General features: G+C 40.8%; 14 protein-coding genes and 1 pseudogene. 9 read left to right on the top strand and 6 right to left on the bottom strand.

Going from position 1 to position 17,293, the window contains the following annotated elements:
* Positions 1–209: 209 nt before the first annotated feature.
* Positions 210–1,487: a PepSY-associated TM helix domain-containing protein gene (locus AACZ87_RS07430; protein ID WP_339866067.1), complete on the bottom strand. Its 1,278-nt coding sequence runs from the start codon at positions 1,485–1,487 to the stop codon at positions 210–212.
* 401 nt (positions 1,488–1,888) lie between these two features.
* Here AACZ87_RS07430 and AACZ87_RS07425 point away from each other — a divergent pair, with 401 nt between their 5' ends.
* From AACZ87_RS07425 to AACZ87_RS07390, 8 genes are all read left to right on the top strand, one after another.
* A complete protein-coding gene (locus AACZ87_RS07425) occupies positions 1,889–2,509 on the top strand; it encodes an RNA polymerase sigma-70 factor (RefSeq protein ID WP_339866066.1) in 621 nt (206 codons plus the stop codon).
* 197 nt (positions 2,510–2,706) lie between these two features.
* Positions 2,707–3,633 (top strand): FecR domain-containing protein, encoded by a 927-nt coding sequence (locus AACZ87_RS07420; protein ID WP_339866064.1) that lies wholly within the window; start codon positions 2,707–2,709, stop codon positions 3,631–3,633.
* A gap of 199 nt (positions 3,634–3,832) precedes the next feature.
* Positions 3,833–7,306, top strand: coding sequence for a SusC/RagA family TonB-linked outer membrane protein (locus AACZ87_RS07415; protein WP_339866063.1), 3,474 nt, complete (start codon positions 3,833–3,835; stop codon positions 7,304–7,306).
* A gap of 120 nt (positions 7,307–7,426) precedes the next feature.
* On the top strand, positions 7,427–8,887 hold the full coding sequence (locus AACZ87_RS07410) for a SusD/RagB family nutrient-binding outer membrane lipoprotein (protein WP_339866061.1): 1,461 nt from the start codon (positions 7,427–7,429) through the stop codon (positions 8,885–8,887).
* A 36-nt stretch (positions 8,888–8,923) separates the two neighbouring features.
* Entirely contained in the window at positions 8,924–9,367 is a 444-nt protein-coding gene (locus AACZ87_RS07405) for a hypothetical protein (protein ID WP_339866059.1), read from the top strand.
* A gap of 69 nt (positions 9,368–9,436) precedes the next feature.
* Positions 9,437–10,606 (top strand): aminotransferase class I/II-fold pyridoxal phosphate-dependent enzyme, encoded by a 1,170-nt coding sequence (locus AACZ87_RS07400; RefSeq protein ID WP_339866058.1) that lies wholly within the window; start codon positions 9,437–9,439, stop codon positions 10,604–10,606.
* 14 nt (positions 10,607–10,620) lie between these two features.
* Positions 10,621–11,757 carry a permease gene (locus AACZ87_RS07395; protein WP_339866056.1) on the top strand — a complete coding sequence of 379 codons (1,137 nt, stop codon included), beginning with the start codon at positions 10,621–10,623 and terminating at the stop codon, positions 11,755–11,757.
* A 198-nt stretch (positions 11,758–11,955) separates the two neighbouring features.
* Positions 11,956–12,726, top strand: coding sequence for a DUF6503 family protein (locus AACZ87_RS07390; RefSeq protein WP_339866055.1), 771 nt, complete (start codon positions 11,956–11,958; stop codon positions 12,724–12,726).
* 15 nt (positions 12,727–12,741) lie between these two features.
* Here AACZ87_RS07390 and AACZ87_RS07385 read toward each other — a convergent pair whose 3' ends face one another.
* On the bottom strand, positions 12,742–13,728 hold the full coding sequence (locus AACZ87_RS07385; protein WP_339866054.1) for an alpha-E domain-containing protein: 987 nt from the start codon (positions 13,726–13,728) through the stop codon (positions 12,742–12,744).
* A 15-nt stretch (positions 13,729–13,743) separates the two neighbouring features.
* The gene (locus AACZ87_RS07380; RefSeq protein WP_339866053.1) at positions 13,744–15,168 is read right to left on the bottom strand and encodes a circularly permuted type 2 ATP-grasp protein; all 1,425 of its coding nucleotides are present in this window, start codon (positions 15,166–15,168) and stop codon (positions 13,744–13,746) included.
* Positions 15,169–15,430: 262 nt separating this feature from the next.
* On the opposite strand from AACZ87_RS07380, the gene AACZ87_RS07375 reads away from it, so the two are divergent.
* Positions 15,431–16,336, top strand: coding sequence for a YitT family protein (locus AACZ87_RS07375; RefSeq protein ID WP_339866052.1), 906 nt, complete (start codon positions 15,431–15,433; stop codon positions 16,334–16,336).
* Between the two features lie 145 nt (positions 16,337–16,481).
* On the opposite strand, the gene AACZ87_RS07370 is transcribed toward AACZ87_RS07375, so the two are convergent.
* From AACZ87_RS07370 to AACZ87_RS07360, 3 genes and pseudogenes are all read right to left on the bottom strand, one after another.
* Positions 16,482–16,787: a nucleotidyltransferase domain-containing protein gene (locus AACZ87_RS07370; protein WP_339866051.1), complete on the bottom strand. Its 306-nt coding sequence runs from the start codon at positions 16,785–16,787 to the stop codon at positions 16,482–16,484.
* Between the two features lie 9 nt (positions 16,788–16,796).
* Positions 16,797–17,054 (bottom strand): annotated as a pseudogene (locus tag AACZ87_RS07365) (HI0074 family nucleotidyltransferase substrate-binding subunit); the annotation flags it as partial.
* Positions 17,055–17,066: 12 nt separating this feature from the next.
* Positions 17,067–17,195, bottom strand: a complete 129-nt coding sequence (locus AACZ87_RS07360; protein ID WP_339866049.1) for a hypothetical protein — start codon at positions 17,193–17,195, stop codon at positions 17,067–17,069.
* Positions 17,196–17,293: the final 98 nt, after the last annotated feature.

Here is a 17,293-nt window from a genome sequence, read left to right as displayed (position 1 = left end):
AGGGACAAGTTTAACACCATGGTTTGGATTTTCACAAACCACGAAGCATTCATTCCCGAAAGGACATAACTGTAATATGGAATTAAAGCAATACCAAATCCTGTTTCTGGGGAAGCAGGATAACTAAAGTTGCGCCCTCTGCGAAATCTCAGTGGCCTCCGCGGTAAAAAATAAAAAAGACCTTCCGAAATCAGAAGGTCTACACTATTTTATGCCATTTCTGCCACTTTAGTTTGCATTGGCTTTTTCTTAGCTGGTTTTTTCTTCCGCTTATTCCACCAGATCAGTGTACCCGTGATCGGCAAAGAGGTAGCGATCAAACACGCGACAAACCAAAGGAACTTTGAAAATTGACCAAAGATATCTCCAACATGAAGTGACTTCACCGATCTTCCTACCTGCTGTCGCCATGGCAAGTCTGAAAACAAGTTTGCCTCGGTCACTGACAGATCCGCCGAGGACAATGTCAGTTGATCTGACCCAGATCTAGCAAAAAAGCCAGTTCTATATTTACTTACACTCACCGGATCTGAAGCTTTAGAAGGTAGCGACACACGAATATTACCTTCGTAAGGCAGTTCAGCATTAGTCGCAGTGAATACATCTTCCAATGAAAGTACTGCGGGAGCAGTAGCTGCAACTTCAGCTTCCGCATTTTTGCCATTACCGCGACCTTCTCCACCTTTTCCTTCTCCTCCGCGTCCACCCGGAGCTTCACTTTTAGCAACTGGCTCTTGGTAGATATCCCAGGTCTTTTGCCATCCTTCTCTATACCAAGAGTAAGACCAAAATGGGCCAGTAGCTCCCATGATGAATAAAAAGATCAAAGAGTAAAATGCTAAAGTATTGTGCAAATCATGATTTATGCGCTTCCAATTTGCAGACCACTTAACTTTCAAACCTTGCTTCCAGCTTTTAACTTTATTGGGCACCCAGATGACAATTCCAGTAATCACTCCTAATAAAAACAGCAAGGTGGCAACACCATTGATAAATCTACCCAAATCACGGTTACCCATGCTTTCCAAGATCGGAGTTTCTATTCTATCCAACAGCAACCATCTATGAAGACTAAACATATAGCCCATAAATTCTGCAGTTTGAGTTTTATCTGACGTATTGCCAAGAATAGCTCCAGAATATGGATTCACATAATACGTAGTACCTCTGCCTTCCTCACCTTCTTGCTTCAGTGTGAATTGGACACTACGATCAGCTTCCTCATTCCACATTACTCCCACCACATTGGATGCTTCACTTTGCTCCAAAAAATCCTTCAATTCATCTGCGGACTTACGCGCACCAGTCTCCTCCACAAAGTAAAGTTCGGAATCCATGAATTCTCGAATCTCAGTGTTATAGACATAAATCGTCCCGCTGAAACAAACAGCAATAACCACCAATCCAGAGATCAAGCCGGCATAGAGGTGAATTTGATCAAAAATATTTCGGATACTTTTCCAAGCAGTAGATTTTCTTGTTGACATAAAATATTCAGTTGGAGGAATTAATAATTAGCCCAAAAGTAAGAAAGATTTTAATTATTTAGAATTAGTCTAATGTAGAATTGATATAAAAATAAAAATTGCCTGTAAAACCCATTCTCAACTATGAAGGTTCTTTCTGTTTGCTTTTAATAGGCACTGCCCTTAATGACGACCTATATAGTTGATTTTCAGTGCGATAAATCCCTTTGTGATAAAGAACCGGAAATCAACCCCACAAAACACCCTCTTTCCTAAAAATTGGAATAAATTTTAGAAGAATCTGTTTTATTTAAACCCACTATTTGATAGTTTAACAGAAATTATTCGATTTGAAGAAATTCTAGAAACCATATTTTACGAATTTTACAAAAAATCATCTCCAATATTTAGTATAAGACCCCATGCCAGAAAAAGTAGTAAACGAAAAGGAGATAATTGGAAGAATAAAAAGTGATGATGAGTCAGCTTTTATTGAAGTTTATGATCTTTTCTGGAAAAGACTGTTCAACTACGGGTATAAAAAGCTCGGAAAGAAAGAGAGCGTAGAAGGAATTGTTCAGGATGTTTTCATCGATTTCTGGACAAAGAGATCCAAACTGGAAATTCACACTTCACTTTCTTCCTATTTGTTTACGGCCGTGAATTACCGAATCATCAACCAATACAAGTCTCAAACTATTCGCGATAAATATTCGGAACAGAAAAAAACAAGTGGAGAACACATAAGTACATCCACAGACGATACTATTCTTTTCAATGACCTGAAATCAAACATAAAGAAAGTGGTTCAGGCATTTCCAGAGCAGCGCAAAAAAGTCTACCAACTGCGCTTCAACAAAGGCCTGAGCTATAGTGAAATAGCTCAAAACCTAGAAATCTCTGTGAGTACGGTGGAAAAACATCTCATGCGAGCCCTGAAAGATATTCGAATCAGCCTAAGAGAGCTCACTCTTACGGCTTGCGCCTTAGTTTTCTCAGAGTCTTTCTATGAACTACTGGGATTAGCTGCGCTCTCCTGGTAGACTTTACCACACTCCCCATCACCACGCTTTGCTTGCATTTTTTCAAATACTAGTTTTTGTAAAAAATCACATCAAAGGGTATAAAAACTGATTTTTTTACACCAAAACATGTCAATTGAAAAATAACTGGTTTATTTTTTATTTCACATGGAGGTATTTTATGTCTGAGTTGACATATATAATATAACATCAAAGTGATGACAGAAAACTATACCAACTTATATCGAGAAGACAACAAAGAGCCAAATTCCAGCTTGGATGAAGAGTACGAACAAGATTTCGTCGACAATTTGAAGCTAGAAGATCAGGTGGAGCTCAAGAAAAAAATATTCCGAGAAATAAAATCCGGAATAAAAGAACACAAAGAAAAAGTTGAGAGAAAAAGAAGAATTCTCCATTCCACCAGAATCGCTGCTTCCATCCTCTTATTCTTATTAGTGAATCTGGGACTATGGCATGTTTTAAAACTTAGAGAACACAGTTATCAAACTAGCGCAAATGAAACTTTAAAAATTGAATTACCAGATGGCTCAACCGCTTTACTCAACTCCAATTCTCAACTGACCTTTTCATACACTTGGGCTTTTGGTTTTGATAGAAAAGTAGAATTAAATGGAGAAGCCTATTTTGATATAGCTAAGGACAGCGACGCAAAGCGATTTATAATTAACGAAGGAGAAGCCATGGAAGTAGAAGTTTTTGGAACAGAATTCAATTTCAAAAACCAACATCCGGTACATAAACTAACGCTAATTGAAGGAAGTGTAAAGCTTGGCTATCAGAGCGAACAAGGCGAAGCAAATCGGATGGTAATACCAGGAGAAACCGTCAAATTAAACGTAGAAAACCATCAAATAGAGGCCAAAACCTCTCCTAACCCACAAAGATTACTTGCTTGGCAAGACCGTAAACTAAGGCTACAAAATGAAAGCCTAGAAGAGATACTTAACATAATAACGGAACTTTATGACTTGGAATTAATTGAGCAAAAAACACCACCAACCTCTCAACTGATCTCAGGAAGCTTACCACTAACCGATAATCCAAATGAAGTAATTGAAAACATTGAAGTGCTATTTAACACGAAAATCAAACTAGAGAATAATTCATTACGAGTACAATAGATTACCGCTTGCCTTTCGGCCGGATCGCAAGCATGAATACAATAGTAAAACAAGTTCGAGCAATGGGTTCTGCTAACTACAGAAACCAAAATTACACTAGTGAGGTCAGGACATTTAAACCATATCCTGATCTATGAATGATTAGCAATTGACCCAAAATAAACGCGAGTAATCATTCAAACCACTAATCTGCTAATCTATGCTCATCAAATTTACCCGTTATCTATTGGTTGTCGGGGTGACAGGAGTGCTAGCACTCCCACTATCCGCCAAAGGCCAAAACCTTACACAGTTTGCCAAAGGACCAGCTTCAGATCAGAAGTTGGATAAGAAAAATCTTGAATCAACCCTGAAAGAGTTGGAAGATTTATACGCAATATCCATTGCATACCCTTCTTCCTTGGTAGATTCTGAGTCAAAAATACCAGCTGCCATCAATTCTAAATTAACAGCTGAGGAGAACCTGCAACGAATTCTCAATGGAAGTCAGATCAATTATAGAAAAGGCGCTGGCAGTTTCTATATGCTTGAGAAATCCGAGAATACCACTTCTACTATTCCCGCCAGTTCAAACTTTTCCTATCAGTCCCCCTCTCAATCTGCTCAGCACATAGAACGCACCATCCAAGGTGTAGTCCTAGATGAAGATCAAGTTCCTATTCCAGGTGCAAGTATTTTAATCAAAGGCACTATGAATGGTGTCGTAACTGATATAGACGGGAAATTTTCGCTCACACTAGATGACGAAAGTTCCGATGCAATCTTGATGGTTTCTTTTATAGGATTTACCACTCAGGAAATCACTGTAGGTACCACCTCCATGTTTACCATCGAGTTAGCTTCTTCCGATCTCGCATTGAATGAAGTGGTAGTCACAGCATTTGGTTTGGAACGAGACAAAAAAGCCCTAGGCTATTCCACCCAAAGCGTCGATGGAAGTGCCTTGACCGAATCCAGACCTACAAACGTGGCGAATAGCCTTTCCGGTCGAATTGCGGGCGTTCAGGTGACTGGAAACTCCATGCCGGGAAGTGGTGCACATATCGTAATCAGAGGCTCCTCTTCTGTGGCGGGCAACAACGAACCACTTGTGGTAGTAGATGGGGTTCCGCTAGAGCAAACTTCAAGCAGGCAATATGGGAATGGACTTTCCGAAATCAGCCCTGACAACATCAAAGAAATGACTATCCTAAAGGGAGCTACTGCGGCAGCACTTTATGGCTCGCGTGCAGCTAATGGCGTCATCATGGTCACTACCAAGAATGGTGCTGGCACGAAAGGGATTGGGATAGAGTTCAACAGCAACATGACTTTTGACAATCCACTCATTAAGCCAGAATTTCAAAACATCTATGGCGGTGGCTCTGGATACAGAACCTGGTATGTGGACGGAAGAAATGGCTTTGATGCAGACGGTATTCGAGGAACTGCCGGCGTCGATGAGAGCTGGGGCGCTCCTATGGATGGCAGCATGGTTCCGCTGTGGTATTCAGCTCCCGAGAAAGTGGCCTTACTACCTCAACCAAACAACTGGGAAGAATTCTGGGAAACCGGCCAAAGTTTCTCCAACACAATCGCTCTTTCTGGCGGAAATGAGCAAGGCAGTTTCCGTGTAGCAATCGGGCGATTAGATCAGACCAGCATCATGGCTGACAACGACTACTATAGAAACAATTTTAAGATAAACTCTTCTTACAAATTTGTTCCAAAGCTTCAGATGAGCGTAAATGCTGAATATGTTAAGTCAGGTTCAGATAACAGAGGATTTACCGGTAGTCAGGATTTCATCTGGGCACATAGACATACCGATTACGAGAAGCTTAAAAATTGGGAGGATTATTATGAAATTCAACGCCAAACATTTAGACCAGGCGATGATTACCCTTACGCAAACTGGCAGCATGAATACTTTTCAAATCCTTTCTTCAATCAAACGAATCTACCCAACTCAAATGAGAAAGATCGCCTAGTCGGAAGCATTGCACTTAACTACGATATCACGGATAAATTCAGCATCATGGTCAGATCAGGAACTGATTATTGGAGCGACACCCGAATAAATATCAACAGTGCTGAAAGCTTCAAAAACAACGTCAAAAGATTTGGCTCCTATTCTGAATCAGTTTTAAATAGTCAGGAGACAAATAGTGATGTGATCCTTACTTATGACACGGACATTACACAAAGACTTACGCTAAAAGTACAAGCTGGGGCAAACAACCGAGTGAATAACTACAAAAGCACTGCAGTGAGCGTAGGTCAACTCACCATAGACGGCCTTTACAATTTAGGAAACTACGCTAGCCCTGTCACACCTTCTAGCACGATTAGAAAACAGGTGGTAAATAGCGTGTTTGGCTCTGCTCAATTTGGATTTAACAACTACCTATTCTTGGATGTGACCGGAAGAAATGACTGGTCAAGTACTCTTCCAACCAACAACAATTCTTTCTTCTATCCATCCGCTGCGTTGAGTGCGGTAATTACTGACATTTTCGACATTCAGTCAGGATTTCTATCATTTGCCAAAATCCGTGGTAGTATCGCTCAAGTAGGTAATGATGCCGATCCATACCTCCTAAATCAAGTGTATTCCTCTGAAGGTCTATGGGCAGGTACGACCCCTACTTATGCGGAGTCGAATGAGATTGCTAACAGAACGCTCAAGCCAGAGATCACTACAGGTAAAGAAATAGGGTTAGATATGAGGTTTTTTGAAGGCCGGGTAGGGCTTGACTTCACCTACTACCATCAGTCTACTGTTAATCAAATCTTAGCTGTGTCTATTTCAACAGCCTCAGGATATAGCAGCCAGATTCTGAATGCAGGCGAGATTACTAACCAAGGAATTGAGCTTTCAATAAATGCTACACCTGTAAATACAGCATCAGGATTCAGCTGGTACACAGGAGTGAATTTCGCTAGAAACAGAAACAAAGTGGTTGAACTAGCCGAAGGTCTTGAAAACTACATTTTGGGAACTCAGAATTCACTTACTTCTGAAGCACGTGTAGGCCAACCTTATGGTTCTCTGTACGGCCGAAGATATTTGAGAAGCCCAGAAGGAGAACTTGTATACAACAACGGACTTCCTGTTCTAGAAGAAGGTACTTATACCCTAGGCAATATACAGCCTGACTGGATTGGCGGATGGACTAACTCTTTTGCATACAAAGGCCTTGAGCTAAATACACTGATCGATGTGAAAATGGGCGGAGACATATTCGATGTGGGAACTGGTCTAGCCAGGAAAACAGGTCAATATGCTGAAACGGCTATAGGTCGGGAAGAAGGAGTAATCGGCGCAGGAGTAATGAACATAGGCACATCAGAAGAGCCTATCTACGTGCCAAACGACGTAATCGCTAGCGCAGGAACTTTCTGGAATGCTCAAAACCCTAGAACCTATCACGAGACAGGGATTTTTGACGGTACCTATGTGAAGCTTCGCGAAGTGTCTTTGGGCTACGTGTTCCCAAAAAACTTCCTAGGGAACAAGTTCATACAATCGATGAAACTCTCTTTCGTGGGGCGTAACGTGGCTATTCTTTACAAAAACCACCCTCACATGGATCCAGAAGTGGATGGCAAGGGCGGAAATGGACAAGGATTCGCCTATGGTGAAATGCCTTCCACCCGGAATTTGGGCTTCAACCTTAATGTGACATTCTGATCTAATTTCCTATCTATTAAGAACCTATCATGAAATCAAACATGTCTCAGGCGTCATCAACTGACATTATTATTTACCATGTGAGATTCCATGTGGCCAAAAAAATCAAATAATAAACACATGAAAAGACTATACATATCCACACTAGCAATACTCCTGCTGACTTTTGGCACAATGACTTCTTGTACCAAAGATTTTGAAGAAACAAATACGGATCCAAACAACCCAGTTTCCATTTCCCCATCCCTGCTTTTGCCAAACGCAATTCAAGTAATGGTAGATAGATACTGGGGACATAGCACCAGATATCAGCGTCTGAATATAGATGCTGCCATGTGCTGGATTCAGCATCTTTCTAGAAACATCTACATCAATGCTGAAGGTGACAGCTACGAAATACCACTGACTATTTCCTCCGGAACATGGAATAGCGTATACAATGAGTCTCTGATCAACTTTGAAAGAGTTAAAACCCTAACTACTGCTGGCGCTGAATACGAGAACTCCAACTACCTAGGAATAGCAATGACTATGCAGGCTTTTGGATTCGCTTATTTGACAGATGTATTTGGCCCAATTCCATATTCTGAAGCATTGAAAGGAACGGCACAAGAACCTATCAATTCCCCTGCATACGATTCCATGGAGGAAGTTTACGCAGGAATTCTTGCCGATCTCATGGAAGCCAACACTCTTCTTTCCACCGATGGACCGGTAGTAGTGGGTGATATTCTCTTCAATGGAGACATCATGAAATGGAAGAGATTCACAAACTCACTTGCACTTAGACTAGCGAATAGACAAGCTTCCAAGAAACCCGCAGAATCGAAGGCGCTCATCAGTCAAATCTTATCTGATCCTGTGAAGTATCCAATTATCGAAAGTAATGCCCAAGCAGCACAGCTAATCCATTTCGATGTGATTGGCAGCCGAAACAAAATGTTTGATGTATTCTCCACACGATCAGATTGGAACATAAGCAGTACGCTAATTGAGAAATTACTTGAGCTTGATGATGAGAGAATCACAGTATATGCTCAACCGCTAGACGATGGTTCCTATGCAGGCTTACCAAATGGACTTACGGATGCAGCCGCAGGTACTTACAATGCCTCACGAATTGGACTTAAATATTTAGACCCGACGGCTCCAAGTGTTTTGATGACTTATGCAGAAGTAGAATTCATCAAAGCAGAAGCGGCTTTGGACGGAGACATTTCAGGTGACGCTGCAGCATATCTTGAAAGTGCTATCGCTGCTTCATTCAAGCAACAAGGGCTTACCATGCCAGAGGATTACATGTCTCGTATCGGAGGGGTCACCAAGGAAAGCCTGATGACTCAAAAATGGATTGCATTATTCGGTCAAGGAGTGGAAGCTTGGAATGAGTACCGCAGAACTGGCTTTCCTGTAATGCCAGCTCCTAATCCTAGCGCAGTCTTTTCAAACGACGGAATCCTCCCTACCAGAATCGAATATCCTACATCTGAATATTCTCTGAACAAGGCAAATCTGGACGAAGGAGTAAGCAAGCTCGGCGGCTCAGACAACATGAGAACTCCACTTTGGTGGGTAGAATAATCAAAATTGATCTCCAATCATTCAACCGAAAATCTTATGAAAAAGTCATTCAACCTATACTTAGTTCTGGTAGCCTTCCTCACCTTCGCATTCACACAATCCTGTGTGGAATCAGACGACCTGGTAACGCCTAATGTGGGATCACCTGTTTTGGTCTTGCTGGAAGGATCTTCTTTCCCCGCTACTTCATCTGTGACTGTAGGCTCCAAGTTCTTGGAACTCGACAAAACAAACATCGTTGACTACACCAAAGGAATAGACTCCATCCCTGTCCCAAATCTTAGCATCGCTGTCTTTATCAACAATACCAATGAAGTTGCCAAGCTAGTGACGGATTCAGATGGAAGTGCACCACTAGTAGTCTCATGGGCTGATTTGGGCTTGCCCGACGCAAAAAGCGGTAGCTCAGTTCGATTAGAATTTGCAGGGACCTACAAAAATGTAGCCTTCCGAAAATACCACACAGTAAGAGTCAATTAATACAAATCACAACTATCAATTCACAAAAAAACATTTCTCAAAACTTTCTACAACCTTATCAAAATACTTATGAACCACTCTATCAACAGACGTACTTGGATCAAATCCAGCCTAATGGCCATGGGAACTATGGCAGTAGCACCTGCATTCGCCCTCCCAAAAAACAAAGCTCTAGCTGCCTATCAGCCAGATTCCATTCTTAATGAGCATATCCCAACTTTCCGATACGATGAGGCTCGAATAATTGCAAAGTTAAACGCAAATGAAAACCCGTATGGTCCTTCTCCGAAAGTGGTCAAGGCTATTACTGAATCTATTTCCCTAGGCAACAGATATGGCCACGGGGAAGCTAAAGTGCTAATCGATATGATTGCCGAGAAAGAAGGCGTGAGCGCAGATCACATCATGCTTTCTCCTGGATCATCTGATATTCTGGAAAAAGTAGCTTTTGTACAGTTCATGAACGGCGGCAATGTAGTTTCTGCAGATCCTTCTTACATGTCCTTGATGAATACCGCGCAGAAACTAGGAGCAACCTGGAAGCCGTCCTTATTAACAGGTGACTTTCAGCACGACCTGGACGCCATGGCCAAATCCGTTGACTCAGAGACCAACCTTGTCTACATCTGTAACCCTAACAATCCTACAGGCTCTATCACCGACGCAACGAAACTGAAGGCATTTTGCTCCACCGTATCTGAAAAGACACCGGTGTTCGTAGATGAAGCGTACCTGGAATTCCTTCAAAAGCCTGAAGAATCATCCATGGTAGGACTCGTGGCTGAAGGCAAAGATGTAATCATTGCCAGAACTTTCTCTAAGGTCCATGGAATGGCAGGCTTGAGAATCGGCTACATGGTAGCACTACCTGAGCGTATCGAAAGCATCACATCGAAAGTAAGAAGCACAATGGGACTTTGTGTCACCTCTTTAAATGGTGCTATTGCAAGCTTAAAAGATCCTGGGTTTATCACGAGCTGTAGAGAAATGAACACCGAATGCAGAGAGTACACTAAAGGTGAAATCGCTTCTCTTGGCTATGACATTATTCCCTCAGAGACCAGCTTTATGATCTTCCCACTTCGCATGGAAGGCCAACCATTCATGAAAGGCATGTATGAAAGTGGGGTTGGTATTCGAGTATTTAATATCGATGACAAGCCTTGGTGCCGAGTAAGTATGGGCACAAAAGACGAGATGGAAATTTTCGTCGACGCTTTCAAAAAAGTCACAGCCTAAGACTTTAACCAACTATGAGTATTGCACTTCAGAAGACCCTATCGCTGCTCCTTTTGATAGTAATCGGAATATTACTCCAGAAAAAACTACAAAATGAGGATCAGAAAAAGGGGTTAAAAACCATAATTCTAAACATCGCCTTGCCGGCAATGATCTTTGTCGCATTGTTGAAAATTGAAATCAATCCAGATCTACTGATTCTTCCGGTTTTGGCTTTGATCTTCAATATTGTGATGATTTTCGTCACCAAGTATACACTGCCATTCTTTGGAATCAAGAACGATACATCGGCTATGCGAACACTGATGCTGCTATTACCCTCTTTGGCTCCTGGATTGACTTGCTTCCCATTTATAGTGGAGTATCTGGGAGACGATGCTTTGGCTTTGGCCGCACTGGCAGATATCGGCAATAAAGTATTCGTACTCATCTTGTCTTATCTACTCGCGATGTCTTGGTATTATAAAAACCAAAGCATCAAAGCAAAGTCCAACGGCAAAAAAATAAAAGAGCTATTACTAGCCATGGTCAGTGAACCTATAAATCTAGTAATGCTAGTTGCAATCGTGCTCCTCAGCTTTGGTTTTAATATGGAGAGTTTACCAGGGTTCCTAAGTGAATCTGTCCTGATGATGAAAGACATGATGACACCGTTGGTTTTGCTTTTCATAGGAATAGCGGTGATTTTCAAATGGGATCAGCTTCGCAAAATCACTTCAATTCTTACCTTCAGAGCAGGCTTCACATTTCTTCTCAGTGGATTGTTCATCTGGCTAGTGCCAATGCCTTCCGAGGCAGCAGTTCTTCTTGCGGTTGTATTTCCACAGAGTGCCGTGAGTTTCTGGCCGTTTGCTCATATGTCAGCGATTAGGAAGTTAGAATATGAAAATGAAGCACAGAAGGACAATCCAACCTTTGACCTTGAACTGGGAATTAACGTCTTAGCCGTCTCCATGCCGTTTAGCACCCTATTGATTTTGGGAGTATTTACATCAGGCAGTTACTTTACATCCCCGCTACACATCATTACTACGGGAGGAATTTTAGTTGGAGCAGCCCTAGTACCGAAAGCCTTCCAGTTGATCAAAAGCGCTGATTTCAGCTTTGAAAATTTAAGAGAAAAAGAATTAAAAGACAGTTCAGCAGATTAATACAATGATAGGTTTATAGAATAACCGATAGGTCTGATCGTTTTGAAATGCCCAAGTTTTGCTTGGGCTTTTTTATGCATTTGTATGGACTATGCATAAACATAGTTTATAAAACCTGTGCTCAAAAACTGAATTAAAACTATCCAATTGACTACAACTCATTTTCCTGCTAAATTGAAACCCCAAACTCTAATTTACATGCAGAAATTCAGCTTAGCTCTAACCATTTTAGCCCTCTTCCTTGCAACCCTTTCTTGCGAAAGCATAAAAGAAAAAGCGCTTCCAGAGCTTTCTCCTGAGTTCACCGAAGTATTGAATGCACATGGAGAATGGCAGAAATGGTACAATGCAAAAGCAGAAAGCTATGCGATGATCCATGAAGGAGTGATGACCGAGGAAGATGCTTTTGTCAATCTGGAGAGCCGAAAAATCAGACTATCAACTTCTGAATTTGAAATAGGTTTTGATGGGAAGGAGACTTGGATCAGTCCAAATCGGGAAGCTTATAAAGGGAATTCAGTAAAGTTCTACCACAACTTATATTTCTACTTTTTCAATATCCCGTACATATTTACAGACCCTGGAGTGACAGTGGAAAAAGTGAGTGACAAATCCGTTAACGGTATGATCTACCCTACTTTTCAGGCAAAATTTGAGGCGGATAAAGGTTCCAGCCCGGATGATCAATACTTCATGCTGATCAATCCAGAGACCAACAGACTGGAATACCTGCTTTATACTGTCACTTATTTTGGTAATGAAAACCCACCATTCAATGCCTTAAAATATGAAGACTACCGAAATTCTGACGGTGTATTTTTCCCTAGAATTCTAACAGGATATGCATTTGAAAATGACTCAACCAAAAGCATAAAATATCAAGTCAGCTTTGCAGATGCCTTGCTTTTGGATGAAGAATTCGACGCTGGAATATTTGAAAAACCAGAAAATGGTGTATTCGCTGACTAAAGCAGCTTTTCAATCTTATCCTTGGCTTTGGCTTTGCGTCTGATGCACATGATTATCCCTGATCGTAAAGAAGTTTGAATCAACTTCCAAAGAGATTTTGTTAATCTTCAACTGAAGACTGTCCAAATACTCATGCAGTCCAAACTCAATAATCTCCCCAACTTCGGCAAATTCAAGTCGTGAACGCAATTCTCCCATCGCTTTTTCGGCAGAATTCATATAGCCTCCTCCAAGATTACCCGAGATATTATGCAGACACTTTTCAGCTTCTTTCAGGCAAAAATAAATTGATCTTGGAAAGTATTTATTCAAAGTCAAGAACTCTACAACATTGGCAGATTCAATATTTCCATACAACCTCCGATAGGTATTGAATGCGGTAACCGATTTCAACAATGCCATCCAATGTAAGAAATCAAGAGGGGTCCCTACCTGCTGATCAGCAGGCAAAAGAATGTGATACTTCACGTCCAAAATCCTAGAAGTCTTGTCAGCCCGCTCGAGATATTGCCCAAGTTGCCTGAAATACCAGCCTTCAATCCTCGCCACACTACTATCAGCAATCCCGTAGATCAATAAGATTTGGTTTTTTACCTTTTCAAAAAACGGTCTTGGATCTTCTTTCTTCCACACCTTTTTTTCCAAGCCTTCCTGCATCATATAATAAAGTTCATTGGCTTTCTCCCAAGTCTCCTTGTTCAGGTTTTCACGGATTATCCGTGCATTCTCCCGGGCATTTTTAATGGTTGAGAGCATGGAGTTTGGATTCTCGGCATCAAATCCTAAGAAGAATAAAACTTGATTTCTTTCGTATCCCGTACACTTTTTCTCATAAAGAGCCAAATCTCCAGTTGCAGCGATCAGTGGATGCCACTGCTCCTTGAGATCTACAGGAAGATCCTGCATCAGATTGAAATTCACATCGATAAATCGCGCATAATTCTCCGCACGCTCCAGGTATCTACCCAGCCAATAAATACTATTCGCTACTCTACTTAGCATATTCGTTCTGTTATTTTAATATAAAACCCAAGTATCCTTACTTCCTCCACCTTGCGAACTGTTTACCACCAGCGAACCTTTCTTCAAAGCTACTCGGGTGAGAGCTCCAGGAATTACTTCTATTTCCTCTCCATATAAAATGTAAGGCCGCAAATCCACATGCCTGCCACTAATTCCTTCATCAGTCAAAGTGGGGACGGTGGAAAGTGACAAGGTGGGCTGTGCGATGTAATTGGTTGGATTGTTTTTGATGAGTTCACGGAATTTCGCATGCTCTTCCGTATCCGCCTTAGGACCGATCAGCATTCCGTATCCGCCCGCAGCGTTCGTTTCTTTCACTACCAATTCTTCAATATTATCCAATACGTATTGCCTATCCTTCTCTTCTCGGCACAAATAGGTTGGCACATTATTCAGGATTGGTTCTTCGTCTAGGTAATATTTTATGATTTTGGGAACATAAGCATAGACAGCTTTATCATCTGCTACACCAGTCCCGGGAGCATTTGCCAATGCGATATTTCCTGCTTTGTAAGCTTCAAAAAGACCAGGGACTCCTAGCAAAGAATCAGGATTGAAGGTTTCCGGATCCAAAAATGTATCATCTATCCGTCGGTAAAGCACATCTATCTGCTGCAACCCTTTCGTGGTCTGCATATACACTCGCTTATTTTCAACGATAAGATCCACACCATTCACGAGCTCAACTCCCATTTGCAAAGCGAGGTAAGAATGCTCGTAATAAGCAGAATTATAAATTCCTGGAGTCAACACTCCCACGACAGGTTTTGGCTTATCGGAGAGATTCTGAAGCATACGAAGAAGTTTCGTTGGGTAATTCGAAACTGGCATAACCCCTTTCTGATTGAAAATATCAGGGTAAACTCGCTTGATGATTTCACGACTCTCCAGCATATAAGAGACGCCTGATGGACACCGAAGATTGTCTTCCAAAATGTAATATTCGCCATCTTTGGCCTTCACCAGATCAGTTCCAGTGATATGACACCAAATACCTTTGGGAGGAGTGAGTCCAATGCAGGGCTCGAGGTAATCCTTACTTTTCAGGATAAGCTCTGAAGGCACTATTCCGTCCTTCAGGATTTTCCGCTCATTATAAATATCCTGAAGGAAAAGATTCAGCGCAAGAGTTCTTTGCTTTAGTCCAGCTTCCAATTTCTGCCATTCTGAATTCGGGATTATCCTGGGGATAATATCCAAGTGAAGGATTTTTTCCATCCCCTGATTGTCATGATAGACATTGAAAGTCATCCCCATCGAGCGCTGCGTCTGATTGGCAGAATGTTGCAAATGGTTCATCTTTCTAGAACTAGTCTTCTTCAGATGATTGTAAAACTCCGCATAATGCTCTCTGATCTCCCCTTCTCCGGAAATCATTTCATCGTAATGTTCTCCTGCGTTATATCCGTCTGTCTTCATAAGTTTATTTAAAATCAAACTAGGTTCAAAAAGATAGATGAAAAAGCGTAATTGTCAAAAATTTTAAGAAAATAGGCTAAAATTTTTATTAAAATAAATAATAACACCACATTTTGCTAAAAACAGGATTCATTTCTTACAAATACTTCAATGATGACAATCTAGTAGTTTCTCTTTTCCTCCATCATAAGTTATGAATTTATTCTTGCCTTAGATGGCATTGATGGCAGAACTGTTGATTAAAAAATTCTATTTTCGAACCATGGTGAAGAGACTTTTAAATATTCAAGACAATGAACTGGTGAAGAGAATTACGATTTGGAGACAAATCAAAGACGGGCTTTTCATAGCCATCGGAGTTGTGATGGCTAGTATCGGCTTAAAAGGCTTTTTGCTACCTAACGGTTTTTTCGACGGTGGCGCAATGGGAATGTCTTTGCTCTTGGAAATGCTTACCCCAGTTAATCTCTCGGTCCTAATTATCTTAGTCAATTTGCCATTCATATTACTTGGGGCAAAGCAAGTTTCAATTCCTTTTGCCATTAAAAGCACAGTAGCAATTTTCGGATTGGCACTGCTCGTGCATTTCATAGAAGTTCCTGCTATTACTGCTGATAAATTACTGATTGCCGTATTTGGAGGTTTCTTCTTAGGATCTGGTATTGGCTTTGCGATTCGAGGTGGTGCGGTAATCGACGGAACAGAAGTTTTGGCAATTTCAGTCAGTAGAAAATCCAGCCTAACGGTAGGCGATTTTATCACCGTTTTCAATGTGTGCCTATTCATAGTCGCAGCGATTTTCGTGGATCTTGAAACGGCCATGTATTCAATGTTGACTTACTTTTCTGCTTCCAAAACAGTGGACTTCATCATTAATGGCGTGGAGGAATACCTTGGTGTGATGATCATGTCTTCGCAGAATGAGGAAATCAAACAAATGATCTCTTTTGATCTTGGGCGAGGGGTAACAGTTTTAAAATCTGATGGAGGCTATGGGGACAAAGCCAATCAACTCCCGGACAGAAAAGTGTTATTCTGTGTTATCACAAGATTGGAAGTCACCAAAATGCTCGTTGAGATTGAAAAAATTGACTCCAAAGCCTTTGTGATCCAGTATCCTATTAAAGATACTAAGGGAGGGATGATTAAGAAGAGACCGTTGCATTAGACTTTAGAAGCTAGACAATAGATTTTAGAATCAAGAGAAAAGAGCCAAGAAATTCGAATTAAATTCGACTTCTTGGCTCTTGAATCTAGAATCTTGGTTCTCAACTATTAATTCTACCTGAATAATTGCTCTTCTTTACAGAAAGTCATTCCTTTTTATAAAAGGTTTTTCCAACGCGACGAATATGATCAATCAGTTTTTCATTCTGAATTCGATCTAGACTTTGTAAATCAATTGTATGAGGGAAATCGCTTTCATTTAATTCTGAGATTAGTTCACCTAAGGTAAATCGATCAATCTCATGATCATCAATAACCAAATCCAAATCGCTTCTGCTAGTATAATTAGCTTTGGCACGTGAGCCATAAACAAGTACATGGGCGATTTGTGGATACTTTTTGAAAATATCAATTAGAATATCCTTCGTTGAATTTGACAAGCCAAATTTCATCACTAAATCTTAAGATAATGTATCAAAAAGAGCAGAAAGTGCTGGAGAATACTTTTTCTGAATATCTGGAATCACCTCCTCCATTACAGCGAAATCATAGGTATGGCTGAGCAAATTTCGATCATTGATCATGTTTAGCCAGATTTCAATTTGATAAATGTATTTAGCTTTGAATGCCTCTTTCACAACCATTTTAGGAGAAATCTGTGTAAGAACTAGCCCATCTGACTCCATTCTATCCTTAAGCGTTTTCCAACCTAGCTCAAGTGTAAATTCAAATCACTGAATAATTCCTTCTTTCTCCAACTGGGAAGTTTTAGCAAGATCAAGAGATTGGATCTCCTCCAAAAGTTTCACTGCTTTTGCAAAATTCTCAAACCTCTGTTTCCAACGAATATCATTTTCCATACAGAAATCAATTTAAGGAATTATTTGATGTATGTTATAAATTGAGAAAGGGCGAATAATTGTTCGCCCTTTCCAAAATCTTGACTATTGGTTCTAAA

The sequence above is a fragment of the uncultured Algoriphagus sp. genome, from assembly GCF_963974365.1.
In the GTDB taxonomy this organism is placed as follows: Bacteria; Bacteroidota; Bacteroidia; order Cytophagales; family Cyclobacteriaceae; genus Algoriphagus.
This window is presented reverse-complemented; position numbering and strand designations above follow the sequence as displayed.

Bases quoted from the DNA above. Each gene is read 5' to 3' on its own strand.
- AACZ87_RS07430 (WP_339866067.1), bottom strand. From the start codon at position 1,487: ATGTCAACAAGAAAATCTACTGCTTGGAAAAGTATCCGAAATATTTTT.
- AACZ87_RS07425 (WP_339866066.1), top strand. From the start codon at position 1,889: ATGCCAGAAAAAGTAGTAAACGAAAAGGAGATAATTGGAAGAATAAAA.
- AACZ87_RS07420 (WP_339866064.1), top strand. From the start codon at position 2,707: ATGACAGAAAACTATACCAACTTATATCGAGAAGACAACAAAGAGCCA.
- AACZ87_RS07415 (WP_339866063.1), top strand. From the start codon at position 3,833: ATGCTCATCAAATTTACCCGTTATCTATTGGTTGTCGGGGTGACAGGA.
- AACZ87_RS07410 (WP_339866061.1), top strand. From the start codon at position 7,427: ATGAAAAGACTATACATATCCACACTAGCAATACTCCTGCTGACTTTT.
- AACZ87_RS07405 (WP_339866059.1), top strand. From the start codon at position 8,924: ATGAAAAAGTCATTCAACCTATACTTAGTTCTGGTAGCCTTCCTCACC.
- AACZ87_RS07400 (WP_339866058.1), top strand. From the start codon at position 9,437: ATGAACCACTCTATCAACAGACGTACTTGGATCAAATCCAGCCTAATG.
- AACZ87_RS07395 (WP_339866056.1), top strand. From the start codon at position 10,621: ATGAGTATTGCACTTCAGAAGACCCTATCGCTGCTCCTTTTGATAGTA.
- AACZ87_RS07390 (WP_339866055.1), top strand. From the start codon at position 11,956: ATGCAGAAATTCAGCTTAGCTCTAACCATTTTAGCCCTCTTCCTTGCA.
- AACZ87_RS07385 (WP_339866054.1), bottom strand. From the start codon at position 13,728: ATGCTAAGTAGAGTAGCGAATAGTATTTATTGGCTGGGTAGATACCTG.
- AACZ87_RS07380 (WP_339866053.1), bottom strand. From the start codon at position 15,168: ATGAAGACAGACGGATATAACGCAGGAGAACATTACGATGAAATGATT.
- AACZ87_RS07375 (WP_339866052.1), top strand. From the start codon at position 15,431: ATGGTGAAGAGACTTTTAAATATTCAAGACAATGAACTGGTGAAGAGA.
- AACZ87_RS07370 (WP_339866051.1), bottom strand. From the start codon at position 16,787: ATGAAATTTGGCTTGTCAAATTCAACGAAGGATATTCTAATTGATATT.
- AACZ87_RS07360 (WP_339866049.1), bottom strand. From the start codon at position 17,195: ATGGAAAATGATATTCGTTGGAAACAGAGGTTTGAGAATTTTGCAAAA.